The following is a 24,417-nucleotide window of genomic DNA, read 5'->3' as shown; positions in this document are numbered from 1 at the left end:
ATGGAAATTTTAGAAACAATCGGTTTTGATTTGGGACACGGTGAAACAGCTGTCGCCAAAGCTATAGTGGAGAGCATCGAACCCCCCCAGATGTTGGAAATTAATAATAAGAAACATCAAATTACAGCTCTCGGTTGGCATCCCCAACTCGGTTATCTTGTTGGAGAACAAGCATTAATCCAAGCTGGCGTTACCCAACTGCAAATCTCTTTCAAACAAAAACCAAATAACGATCCAAATTACAGGAAAACAATTTGCACTTTTCTAGCAACCTACTACCGTCTTTTAAAAGAAAGCAGACAAATTGAAGGCGGAGAAACTAGCTACTTTTACGTTGGTTGCCCTTCGGGATGGACAGTTAGCGAACGGGAAGAATACCAAAAGCTACTTCAAGAAGCTGGCGTTCCCCTACTGAACGTTGTACCCGAATCGCGGGCTGCTTTCATGCAAGCCAAGGAAGCCGGTAAGCTGGAGTATGAGAAACTCAAATCATCGGTGCTAATTGTTGATATTGGCTCCTCAACCACAGATTTTACCTTAGTTAAGAGCTTGCACGAAATCCCGATAGATTTCGGGAGTAACGCTTTGGGAGCATCCCTAATCGACAAGGCTATTTTTGAGCGCACTCTCGACAAACACGAACAAAAGACGTTACTCGAAAAAGTATTTAAAGAATATCCCCATCACCAAGCTCGTTGTGAACTTGCCTGTCGCAAAGCTAAGGAAGATTACTTTTCTAATGAACAGCTATACAGCGATCCTCAAACCTTTGCGCGTGGTTTCGAGTCTATCAACGAACAGATTTATTTTATCCCCCAAGTTAACAAATTAATCATGGAGGAAATCTTAAACCAACCCTTGTCCGAACTGGGGCAAAAGAGTTGGATGCAGTCGTTTCACGACTCTGTAACTGAAGCAAAACAAAAACTAGACAAACAAGGCATCGTACCGAAACTTGTGTTGATGACTGGCGGTGCATCTCGCATGAAGTTTACACACCAAATCTGCCAGGAAATCTTTCATGAACCAGAAACGCTGCTTCGTCCCGATCCGGAACCAGAACGTTGTATTGCCCTGGGTTTAGCGCGAGTAGGGCGATGGGATTTGCGTGCTGCTGCCTTTAAAAACGAAGTCAACAAACTGTTTGACTCACAAAAGCTCAAAGAACTGATTGAGAAACATATCCCAGAGTTAATCGAATTGTTGACTCAGCCACTAGCAGATGGTTTGATTGAAAATGCAGTCAGACCAGGGGTCAAAGACTGGCAAAAGAACCAAATCCGGACTTTAGCCGATTTGGAAACATCTATGAAGAATCGAGCAGAGGAGTGGTTAAAAAGCGATCGCGCTCAGCAGATAATTAACAATCAATGCATCAGTTGGTTTAACAATAAAATTCAACCCGAATTAGCCGCAGAAACCGATCCAATCTGTCGAAAATTTCAGATACCCAGAAGTAGTTTAAGGTTTGAAGATAGCATCGATCCAGCTTTTGTTAACCCAGAGTTACGAATTGGAGACGCTATCCTTGCGGACACAGTGGCGTTTATAGTCAATGTAGTCATTGGTGGCGGCACTCTTGCCAGTATCATCACTCTGATACTAACCGGACACTTGACCTGGCCAATTGCGCTGATATATGGGGCTTCAGTTATGGCAGCAGGAATGGAGCTAAATCGCAAGAGTGTCCAAGAGGCAATCAAAACAAATGTAGATCTCCCTAGTTGGATTCGCTCTAGTTTTTTGAGCGACAGAAAAATCGATGATATGTGCAAGCAAATTAGGCCTGAGTTAGAGAAGGTTCTTCAAGAACAACTGATCGCGAATCAAGAAGCCTTTGACCAATTGATTGAGAAAGTTGAACAAGGGTTGCAAAAAGCTCTTTCCACCAAAGTTCAAGAGGCAATTATTCTCATCCAATAATCTCTGTGTATATTCCGGAATGCTGCATATTGGCTTTGTAGAAGACTATAACACTCACAAAGCATGGTCTTTATTCATTAAATCTCCTAATTTTAAAGTGCTATAGGTAAACTCGCCACACTGCTACAACAGTGTGGTTTTATATTTGCGAAGTTAGGGATTACCAAGAAATAAATTATCCCTTCTTGTGGAGTGGGCGTCTCGCCCGCCCTTGGTTATGGGCGGACAGGATGTCCACCCCACAAGAAAAATTGTATGTTTTTTTATTTGGAAGTCCCTTAGGCTGAATTAACAGTGCGATCGCCTTTAATTGTTGAAAACCAATGATAATAATAGCGCTCGCCCAACTCCAGGTAAGCGCTATGTTTTTAATTTAATTCAGGGAGATAATAATACTTAAATAAATTCCCTGAACTTTAGTATAAATCGATTGAAATTTAATTTCTTATGCGGCACTACGGCGGGTTAACAAGTTCCACAAGAAGATGGCAACGATTGCACCAAGGATTGCCACCAAAATACCCGGAATACTGAGAGTAGGAGCCGCTAAAGTAAACGTTCCCGTCTGAAAAAATACGCCTAAGCTACCACCAACGAAAGCACCAATGATTCCTAATATAATTGTCCCCAGAATGCCACCGCCTTGATGATCAGGATAGATAGCTTTGGCGATCGCGCCAGCAATTAGACCTAAAACAATCCAAGCAAGAATGTTCATTGTTGTTAATTTTGTAAAGGTTTTTCACTAACAAGTACAGATTAACAATCGAAACATTTGTATTCAATCTGCCAACAGAACTAATTGTTTTTAGCCTTAAGGAATAGTTGAGCAGTTGAAATTTCTTTTGATATATACCCCAATAGGGGTGGATAAGAAGTTAAGAAAAAGCTCCTAGCAGGTCTAAGACTAGGGGCTGATCAAATTATTGCTTGGTAATAGCAGTATAGGCATTTAGGATGACTTCTTTCCTCTACTTGAAGAATTATGCCTAATCATTTGTTCTCGGCACAACCTTCTAAAACCGTATTACCCAAGATTAGGGTTGCTGAGTAAGGATAATTTTTGTCTGACATGCCATCGCTACAGGCATTTACTTTTTTGATGATTAGCATATTGTTAGCTCTCCCTCTCAATCGGTACACTCGTAGTAAGTCTGGAGGACGCCCTGCTGCTTTTAATGGTGCAACGTATGGGAAGGTGAGTTTTCGATTTTCTGGTGAAGAGTAAACAATTCCACTCTTCTTAGTTACCGTAACGCTCCAAAATGGTTCTGTACCAAGAACAATAAATTCTTCAGTGTTGGCTGTATTTTCAGCAAACAGAAGATTCCTGTTGGCTAAAATTACTTCGTTGTTGGCTGTGCTGCGGGAAGCAACCGCAACTGTGCTAGCACAAAGCCCGAAAGCAACAACACAGAAGATTAAGACTTTTTTCATTTACCCAGAATTTACGATTAGTAGTTTGTTTTACTTTTGATATTGTTTAACAACTGCACTTTTAGTTTGTGCATCGCCCATAAAGACAATTTCTGAATACTGAACCGACGTTCTAGGGTACCCTATACCCGGCACAGTTAGTTGCCTGATGAAAAGGGTTGCTCGTAAACCTATCGAAACTTATACGGGCGATCGCATTTTTTTGAAAGGATTGACATACTGCTGTCATATTTATCAAACAAACTAGAAGTATAGGATTAACAATAGTTTTTGACTTTTTTTGCTCGCAGATGTTTCACAGTTTTTCTATTCACAAGTCCATAGATGCTTTTAAAGTTTTGGCTGCTGGAGTCGTATCCAGTCTTTTAGCAGTTCAGCTTTCACCGACGATTGCACAGCGAGTCGATCAAAGCGCAACACTACTTGCAGATTCTAATTCTACAACTCCCATAGTAGTAACAGAACAAGTTAGTAAACCTACGCTGTGGTTGATAGCAGCAGGGGCAGTAGGTGGTGGTATTGCTGTTAGTTTAGCTTTGAGAGAAAGAGAGAATAATAAAGGAAGTACTACAGATAGTTTCTCATTTGAGGGTAAACAAACTTCCATCTTTAATCTTGACCAGGGTAGCCGCAAACTGCAAAGGAAACTTCTAAACTTGTTGCATGACGATAGGGAAGCAGCAAAGCGACTTTTAACTCAGGCAAAGCTAAAGAATCCAAACAGAACAACAGATTGGTATTTTGAGAAGGTTATTTATGACCTAGAGCGCGATCGCGGCGGTTTATAATTGCTCAACAAGGTTTTCATACCCTCGAAAAACAGTAGACGAATTCTCCAACTGCAATTGTGCTTGGTGTCAGAGACGCCCAGCTTTTCCTTATTTTCTCGTTTTTCCCGAATGCGATCGCATCTTTGTTCGTTGCTGGCAGCTAATCTTTCACCTGGTTATAGCACGTAGCTGTTATATGAACTAGCAACTTGATAATTTTTATAGTACAATAGTACTAATATCGCGAGCATCAAATATGTGATGCGAATTTACAGGGTTATGTCCAATCTCTGTAGTGGATAAATGCCCACTATACTTTTCCATAAATGCAACTATCACTACACAAGGCAAAACTTAAAAAATAGAAGGAAATCTGAAATCTTGCACCCTAGCCTGCGGGAAGGGCTTTGCCCTAAGAATGTGATTCTCGTTACTAGGTTCAACCTAGTAACAAGGGTTTGGAGGCTCTGCCTCCAAGCTGTTGCATAGGCGTGCAAGATGTAAAAAATAATATTTGTTGTTCACTTTGCCAGGGTAATTATCACAATGACAAATCAAACTGCAACAAATAAATTTGATCGCATTGAAAAGTTTAAATTAAATCCGAAATGTTCTCTGTCGGAACTGATTAAAATCTTCGAGGAACATCGCAACCACATCATCATTAACATCAAGCATTTACAAAACAACTATCAAAGAAAAAGTATCAAACGTGTTCAGGGTTTTAGAGATGATAACAACAACCTTATTACACCGTGGCTCAGGACGGAATATAGAGACAATGTTGAGTATGTAGGCATGGGTTCGTTTTCATTGAACCGCAACACTGCCACTATTAACATGCTCATCACCCGCAAAGTCAGACTTGTTAAAGTCGAAGACAAAACACCTACTCTTGAAGTTGCGGGTTTACTAGTGAATGACTTAACTAGTTTTAACAATTACACTATTGTTAGTGACGGCAAAATCAATATAAAGTCACTGCAAGTCAAAATTAGCAGTAAAAAAACGTTTGACTTGCTAAAAGAAAAAGGTGTAGTAGTAGATCAAGAATTTGACTTTCGACGTGAGTATACTATCAGGCTAGACAATTTACCTCTTGTACCTTCTGATGGACATTACAGTAGTATTGATGGTGTCTTCTACCAACTTGCAAAAATCAAAGTAATTTCTAGTATCATTTCCGCTTACTTAAAAGATAAGTCTGATGTCTTTTTATCAGAACAACTGGATGAGTTGAAAAATTATTATTTCTCCAAAAATATTTACATCAACTTTCCCACAACCAACGAATATAGCGACATTCAGGAAGCTCTAGCTAACGGCACAGTCGAGGCACGAGTTAGTTATAAAATCGATATCGGCAGCCAAGACATTCTTAACTTGGGTAAGTTGCATTCTGCTAATAAGTTTCTGAACAGAATGTATCAGGTTTATGACAAAAAAACTGGGGAAATTATTTCAAAGCCTAAGTTTGAGATAGCTTTTCATGAAAATATTGCTTTCAGACACAAGCAATTGTCATCCCGCATCAAAATTACTCCAGTGGATGAGTTCATGAAACAGATTTTTGACGACTTTCTCGGACTGGACAATAACGATATTGTTGTTGATACTCTTACCAAAGTTGGTGCTGATAGTTTAGTGCAGGTATTGCAAGAACACCGTAACGGTAACACTGTCAGTGAAGAAGAAATGGTTACAGCACTCTTTGCCGCGAATAACAAGCTAAAGGAGTTTGCTTCAGAAATCTATCGAGATAAAGTTAGCCCTTTGGTATTTTACATCGATTCTACTGGAAATTTACCGAGGGAAATGGACGCCAAAGCTATGACTGCTCAAGAAATTGCTGCTCAATATCCCCATTTGCAGTTTTCCAAAGATGAGCAAGAAGGCACATTTTTTGTAATTGGCAACAGCATTATTAGCGTTTACAAACAAATAGAATATTACAGTAAAAATGTTGCAGTTACTATGGAAACATAAAACAAATTGCGTTGGTTTATGAAACTATATTAAATAGCAACAACAATTTTGGCTTTCTGCCGCTTAACATTTGCAATCATGTCTAAGACTTGTTGATAAGATGCAGTGTCTCCTTGTTGCAAAAATAAGTCTGCGGCTTTCTCAAAGTCTTCTATTGCCCCACTGGTATCTCTTAAGCCATAACGGGTAATTGCTCGGTTGTAGTATGCGAAAGGTTCTTCAGGATCGAGGCGAATGGCTTGGTTGTAATCTTTGATTGCGCCGTGTTTGTCTCCTTGCTTATCGCGGACATTTCCCCGACCTACATAGGCAAGAACATCATTGGGTTCGAGACGAATTGCTGCGGTATAATCTTCTATAGCTCCTTTTTTATCTCCCACATCTTCACGAGCAAGACCTCGATTGTGATAGGCACGAGCATCTTGGGGATTGAGGCGAATTGCTGCGGTATAATCTTCTGCTGCTCCTTTTTTGTCTCCTAAGTCATAGCGACTTAAACCCCGATTGAGGTAAGCAAGAGCATCTTGAGGATTGAGGCGGATTGCTGTGGTGAAATCCTCAATAGACCCTTGTTTATCTCCCAAGTCATAGCGAGTATACCCCCGATTGACGTAGATGAGTGCATTCTGGGGATTAAGTCCAATCGCTTTTGAAAAAGCAGCGATCGCACCTTCTAAATCTCCTTGATTGTATTTTTTGATTCCCTGATTATAAAAGTCATTGGCTGCGATCGCTGCATCTTGAGAAGTTCTGGTGACATTGCTTGGATCGATCTGCGTTGGAGAGACAGTTGCAGTTGCCACAGATGCAGAAATAATGAATGCAGCTACGCTACAAACTTTAGCTCCTACCAATACTTGACCTAATAATCCTAGTCTCATTTTTAAGGGCATTATTTTAGTTGTTTCCTTTATTCCTACATTCCAGAGAGGATTTTTTACGCAAAAGCTGTGTAAATCTCTGTGAAGCTCACCATAGCATTGAGATGGGAGCAAGAGATCGGGGAATACAAGGAATACGCAATGATTTCGGTCAAAAATTCTTGGTTCTGTCTGAGGAAGTTTCCGTAATTTTGATCCGTGGTGGTGTATGAATCTTCAAGATTAACCTACCTACACCTATGAATAAATTGACTAGCCCAAAATTCCCAACTCAATTTCGCTTCAGTGCTGTTGTTTCTCAGATGGTAGTAGGCTTGTTTTGCCTTTCCTCACCGTTGGTTGTCGCCAGTGCTACTTGGGCGCAGCAGTCGTCGGAGTTGCCACAGACAAACTCACCCAATGTCAGCGTGTCTGTACCCTTACAGGGCAATAATTCTCAGCCTTCCGTAAATGTTACTCCTGGTGGTGATGTTTCTCCGGCGATACCAGCTTTAATTCAGGTTTTGCAAGGTAAACAACCGCAGGCAGGCTTCGATGCTGCTTCTGCTATACCTGTTTTAATTCAGGGGTTACAGGGTAATAATCCACAACTACGTGCTGATGCTACCTCTGCGATACCCGAAATTATTCAGGCAATGCAAGGCCAAAGCCCCCAGGTTCAAGCGCAAGTACAACCGAATGCTCAACCCCAGGTTCAAGCGCAAGTACAACCGAATGCTCAACCCCAGGCTCAATCAGTAGCAACTGATGCAAGTAGATGTGCTGGAGCAAATACAGCATCTGTTGTACCCGGACTCGTCCAAGCTTTGCAAAACCAAGACGGACTGGTTCGCTTCTTTGCTGCTGCTGCTCTTGGTTGTATCGGTGAACAAGCCAAAGGTGCGGTTCCTACCTTAATTAGTAGTTTGACAGATCCAGATCAATCTGTGCGTTTAGTTGCTGCCTTTGCTCTGGATAAAATTGGTGTGGGTCTTCAGCAAGCGGCAAAGACTTTATCTACTGGGGAACTAAATCAATTAATATCTAGCTTTGACTCTGCTTTAAAAATAGTATCCGATCCACTACTTAAATTCCCACAGGATGCCGTTAACTCTTTGTTCAATCCTTTACAGATCCTACAGCAAGAACAAGGACAAAGACGCTGAATTGACACTCCCCCGCTAACCGCAAAGCGGTGTAGCGGGAGATTCTTGCTTCACAGAAACACGCTTTAGTTTTTAGCTAAGGATGTTTCCTGCTCTTTGTTTGGATAAATTCGTATCTTCAATACATCTAACATCAATATTTTCAAGACAGATGCTCCAGTCATCTTCGGTTGTGGGAATCGTTGTCTGCAACAAAATGCGAATTGGTTTCGCCATAGCATCCACACCTTAACACCTTAGATATTTGACTGCAATTACTGTAGGATAAATCCCCCATCTATCGCCAGTATTTGACCAGTTACAAACGAAGCCTGATCGGAACAAAGCCAGACCACACCATCGGCAATTTCTTCGGACTCACCAACACGTCCCATCGGATGCATTTGTATAATTGCATCTGCTGCTTGTGGGTTGTCTTTTGTAAACCGCTCGAACATTTCGGTTTTTACTCCACCAGGACAGATGGCGTTAACACGAATACCTGACTTAGCATAATCAAGGGCTACAGACTTGGTCAATCCTAAGACAGCTTCTTTGCTAGCATTGTATAAATGGATGCCTGGAATTGGTCGAATTGCAGCGGCTGAGGAGATATTCACGATCGCCCCCCCACCGTTTTGCAGCATCTGGGATATTTGGTGCTTCATTGACAGCCATATACCTTTGAAATTAATGTTGACAATTTGGTCAAAGGTTTCCTCTGTCTGTTCTGTAATGGGAGTTGGTTGTTGTTCCATACCAGCACTGTTACAGGCGTAATCCAGACGATCGTAGGCGGTAATAGTTTTCTCCACCATCGTCTTTATATCTGCTTCGTTGGTGACATCAGTTTTAATGAAGAAACCTTCGCTTCCAGCCGCTTTAACTAGCCCGATCGTTTCCTCCCCTTCTGCCACACGACGACTAGCAACCACCACTTTAGCTCCTTGGCGAGCAAAGGCAACAGCAGTTGCCCGACCGATGCCAGAACTTCCACCAGTGACCAACGCCACTTTTCCTGTAAAAAATGCCATAGGAAATATTTTTTAGTCTAGGAATGAGTATAGCGATCGCTTCACCCCTATTTTTTATTTTTTCTTAAGGATATTTCCTCAGATATATTTATTCTACAATTATGCCTAAAGATAGATGTATTAAAATTAAATGCAATAGTTGTAATGCGGGCCAAACTGCCCGCCTTGTAGCTTGCAAATTGAAGCTATTACTCTTCTGTAGACCGTGGTTGACTTGTTCCGTTGACATTCAGTTTCATAAAACTATCGAATGCATACCATGCCAACACATACCAGGGAATAAATTCTAATTGCAACCCTCTAGTGAGCAACTGCCGAATGGAAAGGGTAGCGAGTCCTAAAGGAAAAAGCATGCGTAGATCAATCGCACCGTTTGTTGCCTTTTTAACTCGCTTGTTTAAGTCAACAACTGTATTGGATACTCCCGCTGCTGCTTCAGATTTTCCACCTGCAATATCAGCAAAAATAATTCCTATATCCCTGAGTGTACCAAGAACGTTTTCAAGACTACCATCGCTACCATCGTGATGGATGGTGATACTCCCTTGATCCACATTCATCCGCACATTACTAATGTTAGGATGCGCCTTTAAGGCTTTAGCGAGGCGCTGCATTTCTTCAGCTTGACGATGGGGGGGAGCAACTCTCAAACGCAGCCGTTTTGGAGTATTACTTACAACTTTTGTAAATATAGGCTTAGAGCGCGTTTTTTCGATTGCTTCCGACATAATTTTTGGCGTCTTGGTAAGACTGGCATAACCATTTTTCACACCTAAATATTCTCCTAAGCAATTACAAATTTGATCGGCTTTACACGGCAACCTTGATCGGTGAGAGGGTATGAGGCAGAAACTCTTCAGCTACAACCTCTCTACCCTCTTTGCAAAAATCCAAAATCCAAATTCATCTGAATTACGGTTTGAGGGATGGGCAAAAACCTATCCCAACACGGGACAAGAGTAAGACCCTTTTCCCATCAATTTATGCACCATTGTCAGATGTATTGTCGGCAGCAGCTTCCACCGCTGGGAGTTGCTTTCCTTCCGCGATTTCTGCTCTTGCTTCAGCTACAATGTCATCCCAAGTTTCGCCTATTTCTGCAAAGGCTCCTCTGCTCTTTTCGTAAAGAACAAGTCCGCCTTTGATCAATGATTTGGCTATTGGTTTGCCAACTCCAGCTACAACTGGAATCACAACTGGTGCTAGAAGTACCGCACCAATACCGGCTATAATTCCAGGTGCGCCAGCATCTTCAACAAAGTCAGTGATTTTAGGTGCCATAGTTCATTAACCTCATGTAAACTGGAAAATCCATCAAAACCCCTCATCCTATTTCAGTTGAGATAGATATCTCATCCTGCTGTTGGTAGAGTTTTAGTTAATGGTTAGTGGATAGTGGTTAGTAGTTAGTGGTAAAAACCAACAACTAACCACTAACAACTAACAACTAACTATTTGTTGACTTGAGCATCGGACGCAAACCGTTTACTCCTGCAACTACCGTGGAGCCATTGTTGACTACCGTTGCTGCTAAAGGATTTAGACCAAAGAAAACGGCTACCACCAAAGCAGCTAGGTTAGGAATGGCAACAATACCCGTGTTTTGCTGAATTAATTGCTTGGTTTGACGAGCGATCGCGATCGCTTCTAATAAACCATGCAAGTCATTGTGCATTAGCACCACGTCTGCTGTTTCACGGGCGATATCGGAACCGTTAGCAAAGGAAACGGAAACATCCGCATAGGCTAGTGCTGGCGAATCATTAATACCATCGCCAACAAAGGCAACTGTCTTGCCTTGTTCGTGCAACTCACGAACAACTGTTGCTTTTTGCTCGGGAAAAGCTTCTGCGTGGGTGTTAGTTGGGGCTATGCCAAGTTGAGCCGCTACAGCACTAGCAGTCCGTCTGTTATCTCCGGTCAGCATGTGGACTTCCACATTTTCGACCGTCAACAGTCTGCTAATGACTTCTCGGCTTTCGGGACGAATCAGATCACAATATTCTATTATACCTTGAAGTTCGTTGTTGGTAGCAACATAAATTGCCGATGCAGGTTTTTGTCGTCCATCTAAAGCCGACATATCCACGTCTTTGTGACGCAGAAAGCGCTCGCTGCCTACATAAACTAACTCCCCGTCAATCTCTGCTTGTACGCCTAAACCAAGCTGATAGTCCCACTTGCTCCGCAGCAAAAATTCTATTTTGTGCGCTTCGGCGTAGCGCATCACCGCTTCTGCAACTGGGTGAGTGAGGCGCTGTTCGGCAGTAGCGGCGAGTTGTAGCACTCGCATTGATGAGATGGTGGGATTGAGACTTTCCACACCAACAACAGCAGCTTCACCTTGAGTCAACGTCCCTGTTTTATCAAAGACAATGGTATCAACTTGTGCTAATTGCTCCAACGCCCTGCCACTGCGGATCAGCACACCGCGCTTGGCTGCGTGGGCGAGTGCTGCCAAAACTGTTGTTGGCACGCATACTCGAATGCCAGTGGCAAAGTCTAAGGTCAGGATACTGGCGGCTCGGGCTGGATTGCGCGTCAGGGCAAATACTGCCCCTCCTAGTAGCAAGGTTGGCAAGACTGCTTGTTGGGCGATTTTCGCCGCATAATTTTCCATGCGAGTATCGTGGACGGGGGCTTGTTCCATTAACTGCAAACTCTTGCCAGCCCTAGTATCGTTGCCTAATCGTTCCGTCAAGATATAAATGCGTCCTTCTCGCACCAAAGTGGAAGCGAAAACATGTTGCCCCTTGGTTTTGAATACAGGTACAGACTCGCCAGTTAGTTTTTGCTCGTCCAGTAGGGCTTTACCCCGCAGGATCGTACCGTCAACTGGAACTTGTTCTCCTGGATAGACAATGACAGTATCTCCGCGCTGCACATCTTGAATGGGAATTTGTTGCTTTTCGCCATCCCGTTCTACCCAAGCGAACTGTCCCAAGGAACTGAGCAGATCCAGGGTTTGCTGTGCCGAACAGCGAGCTGTGCGATCGCGGATATTCTCGCCAATTTCGATTAAGTTCAGCATCAGCGTTGGCGTGAGAAAATGACCCTGCCAAGTAGTAATTGCGATCGCAATAAAATCCAAAAAGTCTATAGTCAGTTTTCGCTCTATCGTAATTCCTTTCCAAGCACGTTGGAGAACTGGCAAGGTAGCAAGAGCGATGGTTCCTACCATCAACATCGGCGGAATGGGTAATCCTAACGGCCCTCCCAGCACAGCTAAGGTGGTAGCAGCACCAGAAAGTTGCAATCCAGGCCAAGACTTCTGTGTTTCCTTCGTGCTTGGCAGGATTGCAGGCTTGAGAACAACAACTTCACCAGCTGCCTGAATTAAATGACTCAGATGATGGCGTAACTTGAATTCCGAAACTTTTTTAGGGTTATAAGTCACGGCCACCGACGCCGCCGCAGGCTTGAGCTTGATACTTTTAATTAGCGCATCTGCTTCTAGCAAAACTTGGAGGCGCTGTGCGTAGTTAGGATCGTGGCGCAAGCGAGGCACTCGCAAACGTATTCTTCCCGGAGTTGTATGAATAACACTATGCTCTACTTTGGGAAGGTGCGTCCGTGAGTGACCGTTGGATTCAACTAAATGAGCTTTCCCATTCCTTTGGGTCAAAGTCAGTTGAGAAAATTGACCTGCGGAGGATGGTAGACCCACCTTAACTTGTACCATTGCTTCTCTCTCATAAAAAATGTTAGTGAACTTTGGCGACAAGAAGACTATCCAGTTTGGCAAGGATGAGCGTGAGGACAAAAAATCCCCATCCTGCAAGACTAGATTGCTTGCAGAAGTTGGTTAAAGCGAAGGGTTAAAGGAATTTTTTACCCTTACCCTTTCACCTTTGACCTTTTCCCGCTGATTCACTGGCTAGGTATCTTCAAGTAGCCCTTTCAAGGTGTAATGTATTTTTCTTGGTGTCTTAGTGTCTTTGTGGTGAAAAAATTGACTTTTGAACCACCAAGGCACTAAGACACAAAGGTGAAAAGCTCAAAATTCGGGAAATTTTTTGAGGATTTTTACTCACTTTGAAAGGGCTAGTATCTTCAAGTCTGTATTTGGTGATTGGTGGAAAATCTGCTAGTTGCGTTCCTTCTGTTAGGCAACTGCTACATCATTGGCACTTTCAAGCAGACTGGCTAAATGCGTTACTGCTGCGGCTTCTACAACACTGCGATCGCGCTTTTGGGTATTAGGCTTAACCGCAGATTTATAGGTGATGGCAATTGATGCCGCACAGGGATTAACTCGTTGCTCAATCACTGTTGGATCTGCTTTCAGTAATGCTTCTAAGCGCTGCACGTATTTTGGATCTTCGGCGATCCGAGGCACGCGAAACCGGACTCGTCCTGGAATTGCATGAGCAACGCTATAAGCTACTTTAGCTGGTTGCTTGGCTTGCTCATCTGTTTTCGCTGGAGGAGCGGTAGACTTTTGATCGGATGCAGATACAGGCAGGACACTTGCATGTGAATGCTCCTCAACAGGTTGCTTCCTCAAATTGAAGAATTTACCCAAGCGATCGCCTTTTTGTGAAGGAGCAACCGCAGTACTTTGGTTTCCGCTTTTGTTGGCGTCCCTAGAACAACCATTTTCCGCAGAACGGGCAATGGCGTTAGAGTGTCCTGTAACCTGAGAACGAGAAGACATGGGGAGAGTTGTTAATTTCTCTTTGTCTTGCTCTTTTGTGTTTTTTATTTGGTTGTTTATTGGGAATGAATTCGAGCTTTGAGATGTTGCTGGCTGATCGATGCCAGATTGAATCAGATTAATTAAGTGCGATCGCATCTCAAAGTCTGACAAGATCCCAGACTTGTAGATTACCACAACAGATGTGGCAGTAATATTAATTTGCACGTTATTTACCCCGGCTTCTGCTTTGAGCAACGCAACAAGACGCTCCAGGTATTTTTCATCTCTGGAAATGCGAGGTATGCAAAACCCCACTTGTCCTGGAAGTGCATAAGTAATGCTATAAACTACTTTTGCCAGTTGCTTGGCTCCAGTAGAATTAGCAGACTGAGCTTGTGAATATGAATTGGTTGGTTGAATCGTTGCTAGCTGAACTGCGGCAGACTGAATCAGATCTATTAAATGCGATCGCATCTCAAAATCTGACATTAACCCAGATTTGTAGCTAACTGCAACCGATGCGGCAGTACTATTAACTTGCACGCTCGTAACCCCAGTTTCTGCTTTCAGCAACGCCACAACACGCCCTAAATATCTTTCATCTCTAGAAATACGAGGGATGCAAAACCCCACTTGTCCTGGAAGTGCATAAGCGATACTATATACTTCTCTGGACGGTTGCCTATCGATGTCGATGCGATCGGTCTTGTGCGTGGTATTTACTTGGGTTTTTTTTTCTGGGGCAGATCCCAGTTGCAATCTCGATTCAACCATCGCTTTCCTCCCTCCTCAGTCCGGACCTGCGTGTATAGGAAAGTTTGCCATAAAGGACAGGGCATAAGACAAAGCCGGGGCTTTGAATGTACCCCATAAACCAACTGCTTCTGGAGTCGCCGCAGTTATTATTTGCAATTCCTTGGGTTCACTCACCTGACTAACAGGCTGGCGTTGTGGTTGCTCTGAAGTTTTAATGGGAATCTGTTGTGGTACAGTCTGCTGAGCCAACTGCATCAAACCGACCCAGTGAGATACTGGTATATGACTCGATTCATAGGCAACCATCACCGATGCCGCATCACAATTCACACGCACATTTGTGACTTGGGGATCAGTTTTTAGCAAACTCTCCAGTCGTCGTGCATAGGCGCGGTCTTGAGCTAATTTAGGTACGCTCAACCTAATGCGTCCCGGAATTGCATGGACTACACTATAGGCAATACTTGCAGTCGCTTGCATTGCCTTATCGTTCGCCTTGTCCGCAGTATTTGTTGTGAGAATTTCCTGTTTAACAGCTGTTGCTTGCTCCACTTTTGCTAAAGAGGCTCTAGAAGTGACCTGATGTTTGGTTGCAGAAACGCTATGAGTTTTTTTGCTACTCTTAGATGCCGATTTTTGCGGCTGTATATAGTTAATCACGCGACGGGTCGTATCGGCTGTAACCATATATACAGGAATTGCAGCCAAGCCGCTAATTCCCAAAGCACTTGTAACTCCTAACCCTGTAAACAAAGGAATAAAGGAAATTCCTTGTTCTTTCCAAAAATCTATGGATTTCCACGCAGCAAAGGGATCGCTATTCTGTGCTAATTGAGACGAAACTTGCTGTTGAATTCCAAACTCTTGGAGTATTGCCAACATTTGCGGCAAGGACAGTCTATTTTCATCGAACAAAATCACCAAACTGCCCGCTTGTTGATTGGAGTCTACTTTCTTAACTCCCTCAAGCTGCCGTAATTGCTGGGATATATTCTCGATTATCGAGTTATGACTACCGTCAGTAGCACGGATTCGCACGCGGCCACCTGTTGCATGAACTATTTTTAACCCGCTAAGCGCCGATTGTGCCGTTGACTGTGTAGATACCTTACCTGTGTGGTTATTTACTTCATCGCTTTGCTGCTGAGCCGAGATTAAGTTAGAAGAGGATTGCGGCGGCTGACTTAATCTCTCGCGACTACTGATGGTTCTGGTCATTTACCCGATAGCTACCTCAAAGCCAAAAGGTTAACGTCAGATTAAATGTAACTTAAATTTCTACCTAGTGTATAGTTCTTTAGGATTATTTATTATCAAATATTGTTAACAATCAATTTTTGATACTCTTGCTCAGTTACTATATCCCGGTTGCTCTCCAGTCGATCTAAGAACACAATCCCATCCAAATGGTCATATTCGTGTTGAAATATACGAGCGATAAAACCATTTAACAGTTGCTTTTGCAACTTGCCATTTCTGTCGGTGTATTCAACTTCTACTGCTTCATACCTAGGTACTAACCCTCTGATACCGGGAATACTTAAACAACCTTCCCAACCTTTGACAACTGCTGTTGAATGGGTGATAATCTTGGGGTTAATCATGGCAGTAGGTTGCATTTCTGGAGCATCTGGATATCTGGGATTAGGACGAGATGCCACAATCATAACACGGTAAGATTGGGCAACTTGCGGTGCAGCAATACCTACACCATTAGCTTTAACAACAGTAGCAATTAAATCATCAATTATTTTCTGAATTTTTTCATCTTGAATATTTTCAACTCTGGCTGCTTTTTGACGCAGTATATGATTACCTAATTGAACAATTGGCAGTATGTCACCCATTTTTATAAAAACTCCTTATAGTGGTTATTAGTTAGTGGTTATTAGTTAGTGGTTAGTGGTTAGTAGTTAGTAGTTAACAACCAACAACCAACTACTATCTACTATCTACTAACTACTAACCACTATCTACTATCTACTCATTTGAGCAATTAGCTTTCACGCTGAGTTGGCAAGGGAGCAGGTTTAACCGCTACTTGCACAATTTGTCCATTGCGTTGTACTTGTAATTGTAAAGGAATTCCTATTTTACTGTTTTCTACCAGCTTTTGCACTTGTTCTATATCAGTGACAGGCTGGTTGTTAATGCTTTGAATAACATCACCTTCTCGCAATCCAGCGATCGCTGCGGGGGAACGGGAAACCACATCAACTAATAAAACCCCTCGATCTACCATCACATTAAGGCCTAATCTACTTATTCTTTCCTTAACTTCTGGTGTTAGTGTCACCATTTGAATTCCTAGATAAGGATGATCCACCCTACCTTGAGCAATTAATTCCTTGGCGATCCTTTGGGCTGTGTTAATTGGAATAGCAAAACCTAACCCTTGGGCACCTCGAATGATGGCGGTGTTCATGCCAATGACTTCACCGCGAGGATTTAGCAAAGGTCCACCAGAGTTACCAGGGTTAATTGCAGCATCAGTTTGAATGTAATCAACGCGCTTGTCACTGGCACCAATAGCACTGCCGGAACGACCTGTGGCACTGATAATTCCAGTAGTAACAGTATTGTCTAAACCCAAAGGATTACCGATCGCAATTACCGCTTCTCCTGGTTGCAAATTCTCAGAATTGCCCAAAGGAATAGTTGGTAAGTTATTGGCGGCAATTGTAACTACAGCAACATCTGTGACTGGATCTTCACCTACTACTTGTCCGTCGAAAGTACGACCATCTTTCAGCCGTACCGCCACTATATCAGCACCATTGACAACGTGAGAATTAGTCAAAATCTGACCATTGGGACTAATAATAAACCCGGAGCCACTACCACGCTCTACTCGCTGTCTGGGTTGTGATGGTTCATCTCCAAAAAAGCGTCGGAAAAATGGATCGGCGAACTCATCTGGCGTGCTTACAGTCCTGGCTGCATCAATGCGAACTACCGCAGGCCCCACATTTTGCACCACCTTCACTACAAAGTTAGGATCTCCAGACGACTGAAACACAGGGGGAGGAGCAATTGGGACTTGGACATTAGTTGGGTTTTGAGCTTGAGCATCAGGTTTTGGAGTCTTCAAATTATTGACAGGTATAGAGCAACCTCCAAGGGACACTGCTGCTACACTACCTAGTAGCATCAATAAAAACCTTTGGGGCGATAGGGTGGTGGGGTGGTGGGGAGATGGGGAGATGGGGTGAAGTTCTCTCCCCATCTCCCTATCTCCCCATTTGTTGTTATCAATATCTTTCAAATGCAAGTCATAGTCTTTTGTCTTCATCTTTGTTTACTTCTCCGTGTGAATCCGTGGGTGATAGGATATTGCCTACTGGGGGAGTCCACACAATGATTACAACTTAAAAGCATATTCCTGGTCTAGAGTGCCTGAATGTTAAATTGGTGCTTGCTTATATTATTTCTGATGGTTACTAGCAAAGGTGGTAGATAATGGCAATTCCCATAGATAGTCTGTGGAGTCAGGTTCTGGAACGCTTGCAGCTAGAACTATCCCGTCCTACCTTTGAAACTTGGATCAAAACTGCAAGCGCTGAAAGCTTGGAAAATAATTGCTTGGTGATTCGTACTCCCAACCCCTTTGCTCGCAATTGGCTACAAAAGTATTACATTAAAACAATTGCTAATGTTGTCCAAGATATTCTTGGTCATACAGTAGAAATTTATATTACTGTTGCTCAAGGTGATGAAATTTCTCAGTTAGGTGAACGAGAAACTTCTTGGTCATCGGCACCTCAAAGCAATATTCCCGAAACTGCTGCTAGAAAACGACTCAAAACTACAGAATTAAATCCAAAATACGTATTTTCGCGATTTGTAGTTGGAGCCAATAATCGCATGGCTCATGCCGCAGCTTTGGCTGTTGCCGAATCTCCAGGTAGAGAATTTAATCCCTTATTTTTATGCGGTGGCGTGGGCTTGGGTAAAACTCACATCATGCAGGCAATCGGACACTATCGCTTGGAAATTTGTCCGAATTCAAAAATATTCTATGTCTCTACCGAACAGTTTACGAATGATTTAATTACTGCCATTCGCAATGATAGTATGCAAACTTTTCGCGAACACTACCGCGCTGCCGACGTGATTTTAGTAGATGATATTCAGTTTATCGAGGGTAAAGAGTATACCCAAGAAGAATTTTTTCATACTTTTAATACTTTACATGAAGCTGGCAAGCAAGTGGTGATTGCTTCTGACCGCCCTCCCAACCAAATTCCTCGCTTACAAGAACGCCTTAGTTCTCGGTTTTCGATGGGTTTGATTGCTGATATCCAACCGCCAGATTTAGAAACGAGAATGGCAATTCTGCAAAACAAAGCCGAGTATGAAAATATCCCTCTGCCGAGGGATGTGATTGAATATATTGCTTCTAACTACACCTCTAATATCCGGGAACTGGAAGGTGCATTAATTCGGGCATTGGCTTACATTTCTATTTGGGGTTTATCTATGACGGTAGAAAATATTACACCTGTTTTAGAGCCTCCAAAAGAAAAAGTAGAAGCAACTCCAGAAACAATTTTGACAATAGTAACTGATGAGTTTAATGTTACGATTGAAGACCTGAAAAGTAATTCGCGCCGCCGAGAAATTAGCTGGGCTCGTCAGATAGGAATGTATTTAATGCGACAGCATACAGATTTGAGTTTGCCTAGAATTGGAGAAGAGTTTGGTGGTAAAGACCATACAACGGTTATGTATAGTTGTGAAAAAATTTCTCAATTAAAAGAAACGGATCAAAACTTGGCACAAACACTCCGTCAACTTGGCGATCGCATTAATATGAGCAGTCGTCCTCATACATCACATTGATCGGTTGATTTTTTGTTTTCCACAACTAACACCACAATTATTTTGTCTAAAGATAGAACAATTTCTGATTAATCATTAAGCATAGTATAAAAAAACATTAAGAATAAATTACATTGTGGAAAAAATCATAATCATTTGTGGAAAACTCCCTCAATTTCTGTGGAAAACTTAATTTAAGTATAATTACCTTGTGGAAAAATTCACCGATTTTTCCACAAGTTTTCCACAGCTAAGTAATTACAAAATTATTAATTTAATTAAATTCATACCAAATTTTCCACAATTTCCACACATCGAAGAGTGGAGGAGTGGGAGAGTGGGGGAGTGGGGAGTGAGGGAATAAATAAAAATAAACAAATTAAGTAATAAATCAAAACAAATAAATCAAGTTAGTTATTCTCTATCTATCTTTATCTTCTCCTCCCCCACTCTCCCCATCCCTCCTAAATCCCAATCGGTGCTACCATATCCAAGCACACAAGCTGAATCTGACTATGAAATTAGTTTGCACTCAAAGCAATCTCAGTACTCATCTCTCACTCACTAGTCGTGCTGTTCCTTCACGTCCAACTCATCCAGTACTCGCGAATGTGCTACTGCAAGCTGATGCTGAAACTAACCAAGTTAGTCTTACGGCGTTCGATCTCAGTTTGGGTATCCGCACCAGTTTTAGTGCTGAGGTGTTACAAGGAGGAGCGATCGCCCTACCAGCTAAACTTCTCAATGACATAGTTTCTCGTTTGCCAGAGGGAGAAATTACTCTAGATGATGAATCATCCCTTGGTTCTGACAATCTGCCAGACTATAACGGTTTAATTGTCACACTTACACCCAAGAGTGGACGCTATCAGATACGAGCAATGGGAGGGGAAGAGTTTCCCGAACTACCCGTGATTGAAAATGCTCAAGCCATACAATTCAGTGCTGCTGCATTAATTGAAGGTTTGCGAGGTTCATTGTTTGCTACCAGTGCTGATGAAACCAAGCAAGTACTCACTGGCGTACATTTAACAGTTAAAGAAGACACTCTGGAATTTGCTGCTACTGACGGACATCGCCTAGCAGTGGTAGAAACCACAAACGAAAGTCCAGATGCAAAGAGCGAAGATAGTTTGGAGGTGACAGTACCAGCGAGAGCATTGCGCGAACTAGAGCGGATGTTAGCTCATAGTTCTGAATCAGAGGAACCTGTAGCCTTGTATTTCGATCAAGGTCAAGTTGTGTTTGAATGGCAAAATCAACGCTTGACTAGCCGAACTTTAGAAGGGCAGTATCCAGCTTACCGTCTACTCATTCCCAAACAATTTCAACGCGAATTGACTTTGGAGAGGCGACAATTTTTGAGTTCTTTGGAGCGGATTGCTGTATTAACAGATCAGAAGAACAATCTTGTCAAGCTCAGTATTAATAGTGATGCTCAAGAAATTACCTTATCTGTGGAATCTCAAGATGTAGGCAGTGCAATGGAGTCAATGCCAGCACAGATATCAGGAGAAGATATGGATATCGCCTTTAATATCAAATATTTGATGGAAGGCTTAAAAGCATTGCCATCTTCCGAAATTCTTATGCAGATGAATACAAACCTTACCCCAGTGATCATCACACCCTTGGGTGGTTTGAAGATGACCTATTTAGCCATGCCAGTACAACTCCGGAGTTGAAATCAAATGACCGCCCACGCAAGATTATCACGACCGTAGACGATCCTGACTTTGATGCCAAAATCCAAGCAGCTATTTTGAGGCAAATGCAAGCAGCAGTATAACAACGCAGTGGAGCGGACGTACAGAGTCTTAGCGCTTCGTTTAGAGTCAATCTGTTGCCGTTCACCTTTATCATTGCTGTTGCATCGGAATTTCAATCCAGAATTCTGTACCTAAATTTGGCTGCGAATTACATTTAAAGACGCCACCGTGCTTATCCACAACAATTTGGTAACTAATAGATAATCCTAAGCCTGTACCTTTACCTACTGGTTTGGTGGTGAAAAAGGGATCGAAGATGCGCTTCATAGCATCTTCCGCTATCCCCGGGCCATTGTCGGCAATGCTAATGACTACACTAGGAATATTGCCAGAAATTTGACCAACAGCAGTTTTGATTGTGATTACGGGGATATAAGTTTCTGAAATTGACTGCCTGTGCAGTTCTAAAGCATCGATCGCATTACTCAAAACATTCATGAAAACTTGATTCATTTGCCCGGCATAGCACTCAACCAAGGGGAGATCGCCGTACTTTTTTACTATCTCAATTGCACCTCCTTCTGGTCTGGCCTTCAAGCGATACTGTAAAATTAGTAACGTGTTGTCGATACCTTCGTGAATATCAACAGGCTTCATATCTGCTTGGTCGAGCCTGGAAAAATTTCGCAAAGATAAGACAATTTGACGGATGCGTTCAGTGCCAATTTGCATGGAAGACAGCATTTTTGGCAAATCTTCAACAATAAAATCTAAATCTATTTCTTCTGTTCGCTCACGAATTTCTGGACTGAGGTTGTAACTGTATTGCTGGTAAAGAGCCAGCATATTAAGTAAATCTTTGGCATATTCACTAACATAAGTGATATTGCCATGTATAAAATTTACGGGATTGTTGATTTCGTGGGCAACACCTGCCACAAGTTGACCCAGTGAGGACATTTTCTCGCTTTGAATCAACTGAGTTTGCATTTGTCGTAAATCTTGCAGTGCTTCGGCTAGTTGTTCTGTCTGTAGCCTGGTTTGATTGAGTAATTCAGCTTGCTGGAGTGCTACCCCAAGTTGGACAGCAATCTGAGTGAGGAAGTTAATTTCATAGTCTTGCCAGTGGCGGGAACCACTGTGTTGATAAGCCGCCAGCAAACCCCAAAGTTTTTCGCCAACAAAGATAGGAGCAAGTATAAAGGCATGAATCTGATACTGCTCTAGATTATCAACATGACACTGAGCAAACCCCATTTTATAAATGTCATCCACCGCAAATGTTTCATTGTTGCGGTAGCGTCCGCCTTGCGTATCTTGTAAATAGGTGTCATTCCAAACCAGATTAATGCTGAGTTTGGCAGCACTTGACCAGTTGGGACTAGTAGCTTCAAAATCACCAACAAATTCACCACCCCAATTGGCGTTGAAGCGATAAACAGAAACACGTTCAGCTCGCAGTAATTGACAAACTTCTTTAGTAGTTATTTGAAAAATAGTATTGGCATCCAAAGACTCGCGAATCTTGGCAATGACTTTAAACACAGCGTGTTGTTGTTCTGTTGCCTGTTGTAGTTGCAAAGTGCGTTTTTTAACTTGCTTTTCTAAGTTGGTATTGAATGCTTGCACTTGTTGATACAATTCGTATTGCTGAATTGCTGACCCAAATTGTTTACCGAATTCTCTAGCCAATTCAATCTCTGCGAGCATCCATTTCTGAGCTTGTGCTTTTTTAGATTCGCGCCAAACCTCAAACGATAGACGAGGATACAGTTGCCGTTTATCGGGATCAAACTGCCCTGCCCACAGGGTTTCTGTGTCTATTTCATCCCGGAAAATACTTAAATAACCTAGTAAATGCTGGCGATACTGGAGCGGTATCATCAACATACTGCGAATTTTAGTTGCCATAAAGGCAGGTTGCAAACTTCGCAAGCCAGGAGTTTGATAGACATCTGAAATTGCCCATACATCATATTCACCAGACTTGTAATATTCTTGCCAGACGCTGTACTGCTCTAGCAATGGATATATTGTTTGTTCTGGTATTATGGGCTGTTGTCCGCAAATATAAAGCCTGACACAATCGCTTCCAGGCATCAAACATTCTGCTAAGCTCCTTGTGTTGCTACTCTGGAAGTCAGAGATATCATTTCTAATGCAAAGTCTGCCACCAGAACCATTAAAGGCAGCAACAGCGGCTTCTAAAGCTGGTTGTAATGCGATCGCGGGCAATGAATGTAGTAGGGAAGCAACGCGGTTAATAATCGCTTCTCGTTTGGCTGTGGCACGCGCTTGAGCAAGGAGTTTACTGTGAGCGATCGCCACCGACAGTTGCTCAACCACCATCTGCACTACTTCGATTTCATCTTCTGTAAACGTACGTGACTGCGAATGGTGAGATACCAATAACCCCCAAAGTTTCTCTTGATAGATAATCGGCACTACAATAGTGGACTTTACCCCCATTGCCATTAGGTACTCTATATGACAAGGGTCTACAGGACGGTAACGGATATCCTCTGATATAGTCTCACCTGTTTCCAAGTCACGCACTATACTTTGACCAATCTGCTGACTGTCAACATTAACAACTGAGCGCACCCGCGATTGGATAAACAATTCACGGGCATGGGGTGGAATGTCATCAGCAGGAAAGTTTAACCCCAACAGCGAAGGTAATTTGTTGTTATTTATAGATTCAGCAATGACCTGACCGCTATCATCGGCATGAAACTTGTAAATCATCACTCGATCTGTTATGAGAAATGAGCGTATCTCAGCCACTGTTGTAGTCAGAATTTCTTGCAATTCTAGTGATAGACGAATGCGGTTGGTAATACGGCGTAACAAGTTTTCTTGCTGAAGACTTGCCCGCAAGTTTGGTTCCTCTGATAAGGTCATTTCTTTAGGTGAGATAAATATCAGCTAAATGATTAGCGCAAGTGCGACGAAAATAACTAGACAGTTAGAGGATGTCTTAAAAGTATAAGATCCCCCCTAGCCCCCCTTAAAAAGGCTACCGTGTACACACAAGTCGGAAAAAGCTTATCCACAACAAATTTTAGTCTCGTAGGGTGCGTTATGGACGTTAGTCCAACGCACCGCAAATCTCTGGTGGTGCGTTACGCTGGCGCGGTAACACCCCTACGAAACGAGATTTGGGGTGATTAAATCACTTGTGTATACACCGTAGCCTTAAAAAGGGGGGAACAATCTTCTCTAAGTCCACCTTTTTAAGGGGAGGCAGTGCGCACTTATAGGGGGTCTCCCCCCAACCCCACTGCGTGGGGACCCCGCAGCCCCCCATGAGCACCTGCCGTGGATTTAGGGGGAT

General features: G+C 42.7%; 19 protein-coding genes. 6 read left to right on the top strand and 13 right to left on the bottom strand.

The genetic code is table 11. The features are described from left to right. Positions 1 to 1,923 (top strand): Hsp70 family protein, encoded by a 1,923-nt coding sequence (locus FIS9605_RS0114515; RefSeq protein ID WP_026733239.1) that lies wholly within the window; start codon positions 1 to 3, stop codon positions 1,921 to 1,923. Positions 1,924 to 2,368: 445 nt separating this feature from the next. On the opposite strand, the gene FIS9605_RS0114510 is transcribed toward FIS9605_RS0114515, so the two are convergent. Next, positions 2,369 to 2,641, bottom strand: a complete 273-nt coding sequence (locus tag FIS9605_RS0114510) for a GlsB/YeaQ/YmgE family stress response membrane protein (protein ID WP_026733238.1) — start codon at positions 2,639 to 2,641, stop codon at positions 2,369 to 2,371. A gap of 275 nt (positions 2,642 to 2,916) precedes the next feature. Beyond that, complete coding sequence (locus FIS9605_RS0114505; protein ID WP_026733237.1) at positions 2,917 to 3,360, bottom strand: COG3650 family protein; 444 nt, start codon at positions 3,358 to 3,360, stop codon at positions 2,917 to 2,919. Positions 3,361 to 3,650: 290 nt separating this feature from the next. Between FIS9605_RS0114505 and FIS9605_RS0114500 the strand changes: the two genes are divergently transcribed. Both FIS9605_RS0114500 and FIS9605_RS0114495 read left to right on the top strand, forming a co-directional pair. Continuing rightward, complete coding sequence (locus FIS9605_RS0114500) at positions 3,651 to 4,148, top strand: hypothetical protein (RefSeq protein ID WP_026733236.1); 498 nt, start codon at positions 3,651 to 3,653, stop codon at positions 4,146 to 4,148. A 528-nt stretch (positions 4,149 to 4,676) separates the two neighbouring features. Beyond that, the gene (locus FIS9605_RS0114495; RefSeq protein ID WP_035139579.1) at positions 4,677 to 6,116 is read left to right on the top strand and encodes a hypothetical protein; all 1,440 of its coding nucleotides are present in this window, start codon (positions 4,677 to 4,679) and stop codon (positions 6,114 to 6,116) included. A gap of 29 nt (positions 6,117 to 6,145) precedes the next feature. On the opposite strand, the gene FIS9605_RS0114490 is transcribed toward FIS9605_RS0114495, so the two are convergent. Beyond that, entirely contained in the window at positions 6,146 to 7,009 is an 864-nt protein-coding gene (locus FIS9605_RS0114490) for a tetratricopeptide repeat protein (RefSeq protein WP_231510332.1), read from the bottom strand. 227 nt (positions 7,010 to 7,236) lie between these two features. Between FIS9605_RS0114490 and FIS9605_RS0114485 the strand changes: the two genes are divergently transcribed. Further along, positions 7,237 to 8,142 (top strand): HEAT repeat domain-containing protein, encoded by a 906-nt coding sequence (locus FIS9605_RS0114485; RefSeq protein WP_026733233.1) that lies wholly within the window; start codon positions 7,237 to 7,239, stop codon positions 8,140 to 8,142. 65 nt (positions 8,143 to 8,207) lie between these two features. Here the strand turns inward: FIS9605_RS0114485 and FIS9605_RS46605 are convergent, their stop codons facing one another. The 9 genes from FIS9605_RS46605 to FIS9605_RS0114440 all read right to left on the bottom strand — a co-directional run bounded on the left by FIS9605_RS46605 (position 8,208) and on the right by FIS9605_RS0114440 (position 17,842). Continuing rightward, on the bottom strand, positions 8,208 to 8,276 hold the full coding sequence (locus FIS9605_RS46605) for a helix-turn-helix domain-containing protein (RefSeq protein WP_442854709.1): 69 nt from the start codon (positions 8,274 to 8,276) through the stop codon (positions 8,208 to 8,210). Between the two features lie 120 nt (positions 8,277 to 8,396). After that, positions 8,397 to 9,155 carry an SDR family oxidoreductase gene (locus tag FIS9605_RS0114475; protein ID WP_026733232.1) on the bottom strand — a complete coding sequence of 253 codons (759 nt, stop codon included), beginning with the start codon at positions 9,153 to 9,155 and terminating at the stop codon, positions 8,397 to 8,399. A gap of 188 nt (positions 9,156 to 9,343) precedes the next feature. After that, on the bottom strand, positions 9,344 to 9,883 hold the full coding sequence (locus FIS9605_RS0114470; RefSeq protein WP_051470029.1) for an HMA2 domain-containing protein: 540 nt from the start codon (positions 9,881 to 9,883) through the stop codon (positions 9,344 to 9,346). Between the two features lie 253 nt (positions 9,884 to 10,136). After that, complete coding sequence (locus tag FIS9605_RS0114465) at positions 10,137 to 10,436, bottom strand: DUF5132 domain-containing protein (protein ID WP_026733230.1); 300 nt, start codon at positions 10,434 to 10,436, stop codon at positions 10,137 to 10,139. A gap of 166 nt (positions 10,437 to 10,602) precedes the next feature. Next, positions 10,603 to 12,837, bottom strand: coding sequence for a heavy metal translocating P-type ATPase (locus FIS9605_RS0114460; RefSeq protein WP_026733229.1), 2,235 nt, complete (start codon positions 12,835 to 12,837; stop codon positions 10,603 to 10,605). 423 nt (positions 12,838 to 13,260) lie between these two features. Beyond that, positions 13,261 to 14,568, bottom strand: a complete 1,308-nt coding sequence (locus FIS9605_RS0114455; protein ID WP_026733228.1) for a hypothetical protein — start codon at positions 14,566 to 14,568, stop codon at positions 13,261 to 13,263. 15 nt (positions 14,569 to 14,583) lie between these two features. After that, positions 14,584 to 15,768, bottom strand: a complete 1,185-nt coding sequence (locus FIS9605_RS0114450) for an HMA2 domain-containing protein (RefSeq protein WP_026733227.1) — start codon at positions 15,766 to 15,768, stop codon at positions 14,584 to 14,586. Positions 15,769 to 15,863: 95 nt separating this feature from the next. Then, positions 15,864 to 16,397 carry a peptide deformylase gene (gene def / locus FIS9605_RS0114445; RefSeq protein WP_026733226.1) on the bottom strand — a complete coding sequence of 178 codons (534 nt, stop codon included), beginning with the start codon at positions 16,395 to 16,397 and terminating at the stop codon, positions 15,864 to 15,866. Between the two features lie 149 nt (positions 16,398 to 16,546). Continuing rightward, positions 16,547 to 17,842: an HhoA/HhoB/HtrA family serine endopeptidase gene (locus FIS9605_RS0114440; protein ID WP_026733225.1), complete on the bottom strand. Its 1,296-nt coding sequence runs from the start codon at positions 17,840 to 17,842 to the stop codon at positions 16,547 to 16,549. Between the two features lie 167 nt (positions 17,843 to 18,009). On the opposite strand from FIS9605_RS0114440, the gene dnaA reads away from it, so the two are divergent. Together dnaA and dnaN are read left to right on the top strand one after the other, a co-directional pair. Next, positions 18,010 to 19,392 carry a chromosomal replication initiator protein DnaA gene (gene dnaA, locus FIS9605_RS0114435; RefSeq protein WP_026733224.1) on the top strand — a complete coding sequence of 461 codons (1,383 nt, stop codon included), beginning with the start codon at positions 18,010 to 18,012 and terminating at the stop codon, positions 19,390 to 19,392. 494 nt (positions 19,393 to 19,886) lie between these two features. After that, entirely contained in the window at positions 19,887 to 21,056 is a 1,170-nt protein-coding gene (gene dnaN, locus FIS9605_RS0114430) for a DNA polymerase III subunit beta (protein ID WP_026733223.1), read from the top strand. A gap of 174 nt (positions 21,057 to 21,230) precedes the next feature. On the opposite strand, the gene FIS9605_RS0114420 is transcribed toward dnaN, so the two are convergent. Beyond that, positions 21,231 to 23,984 (bottom strand): GAF domain-containing protein, encoded by a 2,754-nt coding sequence (locus tag FIS9605_RS0114420; protein ID WP_026733222.1) that lies wholly within the window; start codon positions 23,982 to 23,984, stop codon positions 21,231 to 21,233. Positions 23,985 to 24,417: the final 433 nt, after the last annotated feature.

The organism is Fischerella sp. PCC 9605, assembly GCF_000517105.1.
Classification (GTDB): domain Bacteria; phylum Cyanobacteriota; class Cyanobacteriia; order Cyanobacteriales; family Nostocaceae; genus PCC9605.
Note: the sequence above shows the minus strand (reverse complement) of the source record. Positions and strands in the feature narration are given on the sequence as shown.